Origin of the sequence: Hominifimenecus sp. rT4P-3 (assembly GCF_051055405.1) — a bacterium.
Classification (GTDB): domain Bacteria; phylum Bacillota; class Clostridia; order Lachnospirales; family Lachnospiraceae; genus Pseudolachnospira.
On the sequence record NZ_CP167068.1, the window covers coordinates 2,012,155 to 2,024,780 of the forward strand.

At 46.9% G+C, this 12,626-nt stretch carries 11 protein-coding genes; 3 read left to right on the forward strand and 8 right to left on the reverse strand.

Features of this window, described 5'->3' with window-relative positions:
- Positions 1-14: 14 nt before the first annotated feature.
- From ACCC71_RS09385 to ACCC71_RS09405, 5 genes are all read right to left on the reverse strand, one after another.
- A complete protein-coding gene (locus ACCC71_RS09385) occupies positions 15-554 on the reverse strand; it encodes a hypothetical protein (protein WP_434309366.1) in 540 nt (179 codons plus the stop codon).
- Between the two features lie 132 nt (positions 555-686).
- Positions 687-1,229: an NUDIX domain-containing protein gene (locus ACCC71_RS09390; protein ID WP_434309367.1), complete on the reverse strand. Its 543-nt coding sequence runs from the start codon at positions 1,227-1,229 to the stop codon at positions 687-689.
- Positions 1,230-1,239: 10 nt separating this feature from the next.
- The gene (locus ACCC71_RS09395; protein WP_434309368.1) at positions 1,240-2,436 is read right to left on the reverse strand and encodes a pyridoxal phosphate-dependent aminotransferase; all 1,197 of its coding nucleotides are present in this window, start codon (positions 2,434-2,436) and stop codon (positions 1,240-1,242) included.
- Positions 2,437-2,666: 230 nt separating this feature from the next.
- Positions 2,667-5,096 carry an HAD-IC family P-type ATPase gene (locus tag ACCC71_RS09400; RefSeq protein ID WP_434309369.1) on the reverse strand — a complete coding sequence of 810 codons (2,430 nt, stop codon included), beginning with the start codon at positions 5,094-5,096 and terminating at the stop codon, positions 2,667-2,669.
- A gap of 181 nt (positions 5,097-5,277) precedes the next feature.
- Positions 5,278-6,225, reverse strand: a complete 948-nt coding sequence (locus tag ACCC71_RS09405) for an alpha/beta hydrolase (protein ID WP_434309370.1) — start codon at positions 6,223-6,225, stop codon at positions 5,278-5,280.
- Positions 6,226-6,580: 355 nt separating this feature from the next.
- Between ACCC71_RS09405 and ACCC71_RS09410 the strand changes: the two genes are divergently transcribed.
- The gene (locus ACCC71_RS09410) at positions 6,581-7,432 is read left to right on the forward strand and encodes a helix-turn-helix domain-containing protein (protein WP_434309371.1); all 852 of its coding nucleotides are present in this window, start codon (positions 6,581-6,583) and stop codon (positions 7,430-7,432) included.
- A gap of 102 nt (positions 7,433-7,534) precedes the next feature.
- On the opposite strand, the gene rny is transcribed toward ACCC71_RS09410, so the two are convergent.
- Positions 7,535-9,082, reverse strand: coding sequence for a ribonuclease Y (rny, locus tag ACCC71_RS09415; protein ID WP_434309372.1), 1,548 nt, complete (start codon positions 9,080-9,082; stop codon positions 7,535-7,537).
- 250 nt (positions 9,083-9,332) lie between these two features.
- On the opposite strand from rny, the gene ACCC71_RS09420 reads away from it, so the two are divergent.
- Complete coding sequence (locus ACCC71_RS09420; protein ID WP_434309373.1) at positions 9,333-9,593, forward strand: type II toxin-antitoxin system prevent-host-death family antitoxin; 261 nt, start codon at positions 9,333-9,335, stop codon at positions 9,591-9,593.
- Entirely contained in the window at positions 9,583-9,930 is a 348-nt protein-coding gene (locus tag ACCC71_RS09425; protein ID WP_434309374.1) for a type II toxin-antitoxin system RelE/ParE family toxin, read from the forward strand. The genes ACCC71_RS09420 and ACCC71_RS09425 overlap by 11 nt, the downstream gene beginning before the upstream one ends.
- A gap of 103 nt (positions 9,931-10,033) precedes the next feature.
- Here the strand turns inward: ACCC71_RS09425 and recA are convergent, their stop codons facing one another.
- Entirely contained in the window at positions 10,034-11,080 is a 1,047-nt protein-coding gene (gene recA / locus ACCC71_RS09430; RefSeq protein WP_434309375.1) for a recombinase RecA, read from the reverse strand.
- A 246-nt stretch (positions 11,081-11,326) separates the two neighbouring features.
- Positions 11,327-12,616 (reverse strand): diaminopimelate decarboxylase, encoded by a 1,290-nt coding sequence (locus tag ACCC71_RS09435; RefSeq protein WP_434309376.1) that lies wholly within the window; start codon positions 12,614-12,616, stop codon positions 11,327-11,329.
- Positions 12,617-12,626 lie beyond the last annotated feature (10 nt).

Sequence of the window (12,626 nt, forward strand, 5' to 3'; positions counted from 1 at the left end):
ATTTTAGAAGTCTTTTACACGAAAACAAGCCGGAACAAAAAACGGAGCAGATAGGGATGAATCCAGGTTTCCGCAATAACGCCCAGAAGCAAGAAAGAAAATGGCGGTAATAGGTGAGCAAATGTCAAATTTCTTCCTAAAATCATCCGCATCATCGTCGCCCAGCCCCAAACCAACAACACACCATGAGGGAACAAGGACATAAAAAACACAAAAATACCAGAAAACCCACCAGTCAAAATGCAGGCTGCCCAGAACACGCCAAGAGAAAAGGACGCCCACAAGCAAAACAGACGCAAAGCCGTCAGTCTCCACTTTGTAAAGCTTACAATTACCATCAGGAACGCCGGTATCATACGGCTGGCAAACAGAGTCAAAAACATTCTCTGCAAGTCCCATTCTCCTGCGAGCAAATATTCCCGGTAGGATGAGGACAGAATTCCGATCTCTCCTACGTATGGCTTTCCGGGAAAATTTGCAAAAATGGTCCCCACCGTAAAGCCCACGGCAAGGACCATCCCCAACTGTTGTTGCATCGTAAATCGCTTTTCCACATCTCATTCCTCCCTGGAAAGACTATTTCTGCTTTACAGAAAATTCCTTTTCATCTTATTCCAGAAAAAAATGGATTATAACCAGCATCCATGCTGCAGGACACCCCTGGGCGCATCCTCGATTAGAATTGCCTACTCTTTTCTTTGAAGCAAAGCCTGATAAGCTAAAATTCCCGCTACCGTTTTGCTATCCTTGATTTCTTGGCGGAAAGTCATATCCAAAAGTTCCTGCAAAGAATAAGCCGCCACATCGATTTCCTCATCCTCGTCCAGCTTTTGCTCCGACAAGGTTAAATCCCTGGCTATATAAATCTCAATCTGCTCGTCGCAAAAGGCAACTGTCGTATCCACGGTAATCAAAAGTTCCAGATGATCGCTGCGATAACCGGTTTCTTCCTCCAACTCCCTTTTCGCGCACTCCATCTTCGGTTCATCCGGAGAATCCACTTTTCCGGCGGGAAGCTCTAACGTAAACCGATCCAATGCGTTCCGGTATTGGCGTACCATCAAAATTTTCCCATCCTCCCGGACAGGAATGACAGCGGCCGCACCATCGTGATGGATATAATCCCATACCGCCTGATTTCCATTGGAAACCCGCACCGTATCCCGGTACACCTTCAGCACAGTACCCGTATAAGCCATCTCTCGATTCAGGCGCTCTACCTTTTCCATGACGGCCTCCTTACAGCGTTTTCAAAAATGCTTCGATACGATCCAAGCCTTTCGCGATCTCTTCCTTGGAAATAGCGTAAGAAAGGCGCAGGTGATCTGCGAAGCCAAAATCCGCGCAGGGTACGACGGCCACCTTATAATCCTCAATCAAAATGGCTGCAATATCCGCCGCATCCTTTATCTCTTTTCCTTTATAAACTTTTCCCTGTACCTCGGAGCAATCGACAAACAGGTAAAAAGCGCCTTGAGGCTCGATGGCGGAAAGCAGCGGAAGCGAGTTCACCCTTCCGTGAATATACCGGCGTCTCTCGTCAAAGGCCGCGTTCATCTCCGCTACCGTCTCCTGATCGCCCTTTAGGGCTTCCACTGCCGCTACCTGGGAAATGGAGCAGGGATTCGACGTCTGATGGCTCTGAATACTGCCCATCAGAGAGGCGATCTCCTCCGAAGAGCCGGTATAACCGATTCTCCATCCGGTCATCGCATAACTTTTGGACACGCCGCTGACCGTGATCGTCTTCTCAAAAATCTCCGGGCTGAGGGAACCGATGCTGACATGTTTTCCCTCCGCATAAAATAAATTCTCATACATCTCGTCCGACACGATAAAGAAATCATGGGCTACCGCCAAATCTCCGATGGCCTTTAGCTCGTCCTCTCCATAGACCGCGCCGGTAGGGTTATTGGGCGTATTTAATACCAAAGCCTTGGTCTTCGGCGTAATCATCTTCTCCACGGCTTCGGCAGTCATCTTATAGCCGTCCTCTTTCCCACAAGTGAAAATCACCGGCACGCCGCCCGCCAAGCGGACGATCTCCGGATAGCTCAACCAAAACGGAGCCGGAATAATCACTTCATCCCCAGGATTTAAAATTGCCTCAAAAACATTCGTCAAAGAATGCTTCCCTCCATTGCTGACCACAATCTGGCTGGGAGCGTAATCCAATTGATTAAATTCTTTAAATTTCTTACTGATCGCCTTCTTCAGTTCCACGGTTCCGGAAGCAGGCGTATAGCGGGTTATTCCTTCGTCAATCGCTTTATGCGCCGCCGCGCACACATTTTCCGGCGTGGGGAAATCCGGCTCCCCAGCCCCAAAACTAACCACATCCTCCCCCTGCGCGCGAAGAGCCTTCGCTTTCGCAGTGATCGCCAATGTGGATGAACTTTTTACTTTTTTTGCTTTCTCCGATAATGTCGTAGGCATACCAAATCCCTCCAAGGATCGCTATTTCACATATATTTTTGCTTATTGTAGCACAAGAAAAAAGCAGATACAATAACAAAATATATTTTTTTATTATATAAAGCCATGCAAAACCCATACTTATCGAGAATTACCATGCAGCTTCTTTTGCCAATATATTTTTAAAAAGTATTTCTTTCTCCTTTCCAATCACTCAACTTGACCAGAAGAGCGCCATGCCTCTCTCCTTATCATCCAATCCCTCTTACCGTCGCCGGCTGGCTGTTCCTTTTCTCATATTTAACAAGAAACTCTTTCTTTATTCGGCTGACGCCAAATACTAGGATACTGATCACCGGCAGGGAAAATAAAGCCAATATCCCAAATAGTCTTGCTCCTGCCGCCGATAACCCCGTCAGGTGAAACACCGGCCCGATCCAAGCTGCGGCCAGGAAAAAACCGCCTCCGCACATCGCGGCCAATACCGCCCGCCAAGCATTGAGCGGCCAGCACTGGAAGATCAATACCAGTAACTCTACTACACCGATGAGCAATGCACAGATGGTAGAAATTTCTGCAAATGACAAGTTCAAAGCTGTTCCAAAGTGCAGCGCAGTCAAAAGCACCAGCACATTGGCCAATCCTCCCGGCAAAGAGTTTAAGAGGACATTTCCCAAAAATCCACCCTTTATCCTTGTAAAAGAAGGCTCAAAAGTCAAAAGAAACGACGGCGCGCCGATCAGGAATCCGCTGATCAATGTGATCTGCGCGGGAAGGAGCGGATATGGGATCGCTGCAAACAGTAAAATTACCGCCATGAGAAAAGAAAAAATATTTTTTACACAGAACAATGAGGCGGAACGTTCAATATTGTTGATGACTCTCCGTCCCTCTTTTACAATTTGCGGCATAGCGGTAAAATCGGAATCCAACAGCACCAACTGAGCCACCCGGCCTGCCGCTTCGCTTCCGGAAGCCATAGCAATACTACAATCCGCTTCTTTTAATGCCAGCACATCGTTGATGCCGTCTCCAATCATCGCTACCGTGTGACCATTGGCTTTCAGTCCTTGGATCAGCTTTCGCTTTTGTTCCGGCGCCACGCGCCCAAACACTCCGTTTTGCTCCGCTAAAAGCCCAAAATCCTCCGTATCCGAGATCTGGCTCATATCGACGAAATGGCTCGCCTGCTCTACGCCCACCCTCTGCGCCACACAGGAAACTGCCTCTGCGTTGTCCCCGGAAATCACCTTTACAGTCACACCCTGCGCTCTAAAATATTGAAGAGTTTCTTTTGCCTGCTCCCGCAGTTTATCTGCCAGAATCAAAAAACAAATCGGTTCCGGCGCATCCATCAGCCCTTCTTCTCCGATTACATGCTTGCCTTTTGCAAACAACAAAACTCTTCGCCCATCCAAAAAGAGCTGTTTTAGAACCGGTTCGTATTCCGCCACATGTTCCTTCAGCAAGATCTCCGGAGCTCCCAGCAAATAGCAGGTTCCATCTTCCTGACAAACCGCACTCCATTTCCGTTCCGAGGAAAAGGGGATTTTTTGGCAGCCGGCCAGTTCTGGCGCTGGTTCTGAAACCCAGGCTTTTAAAGCCTGGGCCGTCCCATTGTCCCCATCCATTCCACGTATATATCCATATAAAATTTCTCGAAACTCTTCCTCTTGTTTTCCTTCTACCGCTTGTACCTGCTGCACTTCCAGATGACCTTCCGTGATCGTTCCTGTTTTGTCCAAACATAGCACGTCAACTCTGGCCAGATTTTCAATACAGGCCAATTCATGTACCAGCGTGCGGGTTTTCGCCAGACGAATCACGCTAACTGCTAAGGCTACGCTAACTAGCAGATAAAGCCCTTCCGGAATCATCCCGACAATCGCAGCCACTGTAGAACGAACGGCATAGGAAACACCGGTGTCCAACCCTGCCATCTGTTTTCCAAACATCAAAATTCCTACTGGCACAATAACGATTCCAATTATTTTCAATAACCGATCCAGTAATTTCATCATCTCGGAACGGTATCGTTTCTTTCGTTTCATTGCATTTGTCAAGCTGAAGGCATAGGAGTCCTCTCCCACTCGATCCAAGCGAGCCAGGCAATGACCGGAAACTAAAAAACTGCCGGAAAGCAAAGCATCGCCTTCCCGCTTTTGGATCACATCGGATTCTCCCGTTAAAAGCGCTTCATTGACCTCAACCGTGCCTTGACAGATAAACGCATCCGCCGGTACCTGAGAACCCGGCTGCAGCACAACGATATCATCGATCACCAATTCTTCCGGTAGAAGCTGCGACTGCCTGCCGTCTCGGATTACGGTGACTCTACGGGCAGATATCAGAGAAATCCGATCGAGGATTCTTTTCACCCGCAACTCTTGAACAATGCCAATCAGGACATTGACAATAACCACGCCTAAAAACATCATATCGGTATAGGCGCCGACCAAAAACAAACAGCATGCTAAGGCAGCAAATAAGAAATTAAAAAAAGTAAACACATTGTCCCAAACGATCTGAACTGCCGTCTTAGAAAGCGATTTGGGAGTCTGGTTATCATATCCTTTTCGATAACGCTCCGCCGCCTGTTCTCCGGTCAGTCCTTGGCTGATTTCAGCTTCCGTCCGAATCAACGGTTCTCTGATCTGCCGTGATTTTTTTCTTCTCATCATACCAATTTCCTCTCTGTGATTAGGGTAACAAAAAAAGAAAAAAATCTTCGGCGAAAATGAAATAAAAATCTGGAAAAAAAATCGAAAGAAGTTCAAAAGATTACAAAGGGAAAGCCCATTTTATGCGGTAAAATCCGCAGGCTTTCCCTTCGCATTTAGAAGTTGAAACACATTTTCCTTTTTATAGCAATCCAAACTCTCTCTTTAGAGAGGTCGCCATCAAATCATGAATCTGATCGGTATAAGCATTGTGGACGGTGGTAAAACCATGGCACACTCTGGGAGCCACAAACATTTCGCAGGGAATACCAGCGTTTAAGAGACGTATCCCATATTTTACGCTGCTGTCCCGCAGAGTATCATACTCCGCCGCCAAAATAAAGTGAGGGCAAAGCCCCTGTACGTCCGCAGCATGGCCTGGGAACGCATATTTGGGCGGGAGTACCTGGTTCAAATTGCTTCCGTCATAAGTGGCTTCCGCTCCTCTCGCGTAAGTCCCCCGACCGTCCATACGCAGCTCATACCACTGATGATAGCTGTGATCTTCTGTAAAATCCATTGTCAGCGGCGCGCAATTTAAGATGCACAGAGCCGGCGCAGGGCCGTCCTGATCTCTCAGATACATCGCCAGTCCAGCGCAAAGATTTCCCCCAGCGCTGGTTCCATGAAGGGCAATCCGGCTGCCGTCGCCGCCTAACTCGTCCGCATGATCGTGCATCCACATATAGGCCGTATAGCAGTCCAGAAGCGGTTTTGGATAACAGACTTCCCGATTGGACAGCCGATAATCCACACACACCACAATGCAGGGAACCTTTTCCGCGAACGCAATACAGCGGTAATTATCGATATCGATGCTTCCTCCGACCCAGCCGCCGCCATGAATTTCCAGCATCATCGGTGCTGGCTTTTTCATGTTTGCTGGAGTAAAAATCCGAACGCGCAGTTCCTGCCCTTCATCAGGGCCTGGAATCATTCGATCCTCCATCGTCATACCTTCCGGGAGGGTATAGCCGAACAAATCCTTACTTTGCGCTTCTCTCGCAGCCTTCAGTTCCTCATCCTCACCGGACATATAAGACATGTAATGGTTTTCATATCCGGGAAATGGTTTTCCTCTCAGTTTCATAAAAGCCTCCTATTTCTCCTCGTTGCTTTTGTATTTCTTGTCTTACCTTCCATGAACAAGAGCATACACCCCTTGTCAATTGAAGATATCATACGATGTTATGGAAAACAACAAGGCATTCTCTCAATCTGCATAAAAATCTTACTCACTTTTTGCTCTATTTGGGAGGGATTTTCAGCGCTTTCCATCCTTGAACCATAGTATCTTCTCATTTGTGCAAAATATTTTGTCAGGTTGCCCAAAAAGCATTGTTGCGATATACTATCTTTGTACCTTCAATTGACAGATCTTTTATGTGATAATCTCTCAACATGGTCCCAAGATCTTCCTATAACAGAAAAAGGAGTAACCTCTTATGTGGATTTATGATTATAAATCAGAAAAAGACAATCCTTATAAGGAACCCCCGTTCTTCGAAATTATTCACATGTCTTATGTAGACAATCTTCCGGCCTGGTCCTATCCCTGGCATGCCCATGAAGACTCTTATGAACTGGCCTTCGTCATGCAGGGTTCCGGTATGATCTATGTCAATACTTTGACTCTTCCCGTAGAGACAGGCTCCATCATCCTGATCCCGAAAAATCTCATGCACCACTTTTCGGCCTCCGGAGATGAAACGATGCAGTATTACACGCTGCGTTTCCGTACCAATCCAGGAGATCCGACTTCTTTGTCCTCTCTTTTTCGTCCAGACTGTGCGGTAACATCCGGTATCAATTACCTTCCTTTTATGAAAAGTACGTTTCAGCTGCTTTTCCATCTCCACCAGACCAATGGGGGCATTGTAGACAAGCCCTTCCAGTCCATCTGTCTTGGCCTCTTTCATCTGGCTCAAGAGCTATTGACCAACGAGGCCATGACGGTACGGTTAGATGAACATTTTTCAGCCAGCGATATCCTAAATTACATTTCCGAACATTCTTCCGAGAAGATAACCCTGGAATCTCTGGCCCAACACTTTCATGTCAGCCCGTCTCATTTGAGCCGTATCTTCTGCAATGCCTATCACATATCGCCCATTAACTACATCATCTATTCACGCATTACGCTCTCTACCGAATACCTGCTCAAATCAGATTTGTCGGTATCTGAGATTTCAGAATTGGTAGGTTACGAAAACCCAACCCACTTTACGAATCTCTTTATCAAGCGGATTGGCTGCACCCCTTCCGAATACAGAAAGCGCAATCAACAAATCCCGTAAGGAATTTTCAGCGAAATTTCCTATAGAATAAAAAAATGGTTGGATTTTCTATAGGCAATATGCCTACAAAAAATCCAACCATTTTTCTTTGAATACTCGTCTCTATTTTGCGTAATCTGTCACGCGAGACTCGCGGATAACATTGACTTTGATCTGACCAGGATATTCCAACTCGGATTCGATCTGCTTGGAGATATTTCTCGCAAGCAAAACCATATCGTCGTCGCTGACCTGATCCGGAATAACCATAATACGAACTTCTCTACCTGCCTGAATTGCAAAGGACTTTTCCACTCCCTTAAAGGAGTTGGTAATTTCTTCTAACTGTTTCAATCTGTTGGTGTATGTTTCTAATGTCTCGCGTCTCGCGCCAGGTCTAGCCGCAGAAATCGTATCTGCCGCCTGTACGATACACGCGATCAGACTAGTCGGCTCTACATCCCCGTGGTGAGATTCCACTGCATTGATAACAACAGCGGATTCCTTATACTTCTTACACAGGTCTGCGCCGATTTGAATATGGGATCCCTCCATCTCGTGATCGAGGCTTTTTCCAATATCATGAAGTAAGCCGGCACGTTTTGCCAGTCGAATATCCAATCCCATCTCTCCGGCCAAAAGTCCGGAAAGGTGTGCAACCTCAATGGAATGCTTTAATGCGTTTTGTCCATAGCTGGTGCGGAAACGCATCTTGCCGAGCAGACGAACTAATTCCGGATGAATACCGTGAATACCTACTTCCAAAGTCGCGGCTTCACCTTCTTCCCGAATCATCGTCTCCACTTCTTTTTGCGCTTTTTCCACCATCTCTTCGATTCTTGCCGGGTGAATCCGGCCATCCAGAATCAACTTCTCCAGGGCAATCTTCGCGATCTCTCTCCGCATCGGATCAAAACCGGAAAGAATAACCGCTTCCGGCGTATCGTCAATAATCAAATCTACGCCAGTCAGCGTTTCCAAAGTGCGGATGTTCCGTCCCTCACGACCGATGATCCTTCCTTTCATCTCATCGCTGGGGAGTTGTACCACAGAAATGGTCGTCTCAGCCACATGATCCGCAGAACATTTCTGAATCGCGGTCACAACATATTCCCGCGCCTTCTTGTTCGCCTCTTCTTTGGCTCTCGCTTCCATCTCCTTAATCATTTTTGCCGTGTCATGTTTTACATCTTCTTCAACAGTTTGTAACAGGTAGGTCTTTGCTTGTTCGGAGGTAAGTCCAGAAATTCGCTCCAATTCCAGCTTTTCCTTCTCAAGCAACGCGTCTACTTCCGCGTTTTTCTTGTTCAGGTTTTCTTCCTTTGCCGCATAACTACTCTCTCTTCGTTCCAAAGCCTCCGTCTTCTTGTCCAAATTTTCTTCCTTGTTCTGAAGACGGCGCTCCAGCCGCTGCAGTTCGGCCCGACGTTCCCTGCATTCTTTTTCCAAGTCGTTTTTGGTCTTTAAAGACTCCTCTTTCGCTTCGAGAAGAGCTTCCCGTTTCTTTGTCTCAGCAACTTTCAGTGCCTCATCAATGATCTCTCTAGACTTTTCCTCCGCCGCGCCAATCTTTTTTTCATAGACGCCCTTCCGATAGGAAATTGCCAGAAACCAGGAAACAGGAGCCGCAATGACCAGAGTAATCAGCACAGGAATGATGATTTCTGTCACAGGAGCACCTCCTTATTTAATTTTCATTGTACATATTGCCAAATTTTCTACCGAATCAGCAAAAAATTCTGCATGAAATACGAATACAACATATAAATTTTAATCTTTTTTTCAGTGCCTGTCAAGTAGAATCTTGCGCTTACTCAGGACACCTAAAATTTCATTTTAGGTTAAAATATTGTTGTAAAATATAGCGTTGAATTTTACATTAAATCAGGATATACTAAGAGTAGAAAAGGAGAATATGAGTATGCCTAATATCAAACCAATCTCTGATTTAAGAAATTACAGTGATGTGCTCCGCGATGTATCGGTCGGTGCCCCCGTCTTTCTTACCAAAAACGGACGTGGACGTTATGCAATCATTGACATACAGGATTATGAAAAAACGCGGGCGTCCCTGAAACTTATGGAAGAACTTGCAAAAGGAAAAAAGTCAGGGGAGGAAAAGGGATGGCTTTCATCCGAGGATGTGAGAGCACATTTCCGGGCAAAGGCGAATGAAGAATAGTATCCACTACTCCCCAGAAGCCCAAAACGACCTTGATGAAATCTGGGCGTATATTTCCTTTGAGTTATGCAATCCGCTAGCCGCAGAAAGCACCGTAAACAAAATTATGGACACCGTTGACAAACTGGAAGATTTTTCAGAAATCGGCGTTTCACTATCTTCTATAACAGATATAGAAAGCGATTATCGTTTTCTCACCAGTGCAAATTACGTGATTTTCTACCGCGCGAACGGGCAGGATTATACATTGACCGTGTTCTCTATGGCAGACGGGATTATCTTCGAATTCTGTTTCCCGATCTGCCACAGAACGACAACGAAGGATAAAGCAAAATAGAATAACGATAGAAGGCTGCCGTTGGCAGCCTTCTATCGCATTGAAAAAAGCAGCAGAGTTCTATACCCTGCTGCTTTTTCCAACGCTATAATAAAATGATATATTACTCTTCCGTAGGCAATTTTACAGCGTCCTGATCTTCTTTCTCCGGCTCGTCTTTTTTTGCATAATGAGCCCGCACTTTCGCCTCGATCTCATCCATCACAGAAGGGTTGTCCTTCAAAAATTTCTTAGCCGCTTCCCGTCCCTGGCCCATCTTTTCCCCATTATAGGCATACCAAGAACCGCTCTTATCTACAATGCCGACCTTTGCCGCAAGATCTAAAATATCGCCTTCGCTGGAAAGTCCCTCTCCAAAGATGATATCCACCTCTGTCTCCCGAAACGGCGGCGCTACTTTATTCTTTACCACCTTGATTTTGGCGCGGTTTCCGACCAGCTCTCCGCCTTGCTTTAACGCCTCTCCGCGGCGTACTTCCATACGGACGGAAGAATAAAACTTCAAAGCGCGTCCGCCGGTGGTCACTTCCGGATTTCCGTAGGAAATTCCGACCTTTTCACGAAGCTGATTGATAAAAATCACAATACAGTTAAACTTAGAAATCACAGCGGTCAACTTCCGCAAAGCCTTTGACATCAATCTGGCCTGCAAGCCGACCTGCATGTCTCCCATTTCTCCGTCGATCTCCGCCTTCGGAACTAAGGCAGCCACGGAGTCAATGACGATGATGTCCAGAGCGCCGGAACGAACCATCGCCTCTGCGATCTCCAACGCTTGTTCCCCGTTATCCGGCTGAGAAATATACAGATTATCAATATCCACGCCGATCTTTTTTGCGTAAGCAGGATCTAACGCATGCTCCGCGTCGATGAAGCCGGCGATGCCGTCCCGTTTCTGTGCTTCCGCAATCATCCGAAGCGCAACGGTCGTTTTACCGCTGGATTCCGGTCCATAGATCTCGATCACGCGTCCCCTGGGCAGTCCGCCGACGCCAAGAGCCAAATCCAGGCTCAGGGACCCTGTCGGAATCACCTGTACATTCATATGGGAATTCTCATCTCCCAATTTCATCACAGAACCTTTGCCAAAGGTTTTCTCAATTTTCTCCATCGCGTCCGTTAACGCTTTTAACTTTTCTTCGCTGATCATAGCATCCTCCATCACGAACTAATGTTCGTCCCTTATTTATAGTAATATACTTTCGGGAAATTGTCAACTGAAATTATAGAAAAAAGGAAGAGAAAAAGAAGTAATCTCCATCGAACAACAAAGAAACTTGCAAAGCGGAATTTCCCGCCTGCATAAGAAGCGGAAAGCTCGAAAATGGAATCCATCTTCGAGCTTTCGCTTTACAGATCTTACCTGCTCTTATTATACTTTCATCTGTAGTCTTTGTCAACTATTTGGATAACGTTCCGCGTCCTCGTAAGGGATCTCCACTCCGCTCACATCCAAGGTGGCAAAAAGATCCTGGGGAGTCTCCGCCCGGCGGATCAGCTTTGCGCTGCCGTCCTCCTGCAAAAGGATCTCGGCGGAACGCAGTTTTCCATTATAGTTATACCCCATAGAAAATCCGTGGGCTCCGGCGTCGTGGATCACCAGAAGATCGCCTTTTTCGATCTCCGGCAGCATCCGGTCTACCGCAAATTTATCATTGTTCTCGCAGAGAGACCCTGTGATATCGTACTTATGATCGCAAGGCTTGTCCTCTTTTCCCATCACGGTGATGTGATGGTAAGCGCCGTAAATCGCCGGACGCATCAGATGAGCAGCGCAGGCATCGCAGCCAATATACTCTTTATAGGTGTGTTTTTCATGAACGGCGCGGGTTACCAGACAGCCGTAAGGCCCCAACATAAACCGGCCCATCTCCGTATAGATCGCCACATCCCCCATGCCGGCGGGAACTAGGACTTCCTCATACACTTTGCGAACGCCTTCCCCAATGGCCAAAATATCATTGGCTTCCTGATCCGGGCGATAAGGAATTCCCACGCCGCCAGACAGGTTAATAAAGGCGATATCCGCGCCGGTTTCTTTTTCCAGGCGGACCGCCAGCTCAAAGAGCTGCTTTGCCAACGTCGGATAGTAATCATTGGAAACCGTATTGCTGGCTAAAAACGCGTGGATACCAAACCGCTTCGCTCCCTTTTGCTTCAAAATCCGGTAAGCCTCGAACATCTGCTCCGTGGTCATTCCATATTTGGCGTCGCCTGGATTGTCCATAATTCCATTGCCAAACTCGAAAACGCCGCCTGGGTTATACCGGCAGCTGATGGTCTCCGGAATTCCGCCGTGCTTTTCCAGGAAATCAATATGCGTGATATCGTCCAAATTCACAATCGCGCCCAATGCTCTCGCATACTGAAACTCTTCCGCCGGCGTATCATTGGAAGAAAACATAATATGCTCGCCGGTAATCCCGCAAGCCTTGGAAAGCATCAATTCTGTAAAAGAAGAACAGTCGCAGCCGCAGCCCTCTTCTTTTAAAATCTGCAAAATCGCCGGATTGGCGTTGGCCTTTACGGCAAAATACTCCCGATAGCCGGGATTCCAGGAAAACGCCTGTTTTACCCGTCTGGCATTCTCTCGAATGCCCTTCTCATCGTAGAGATGAAAGGGCGTCGGATACTGGGAAACAATCCCCTCCAGCTGTTCCTTTGTCACAAATGTTGCTTTTTTCATGATTCTCTTG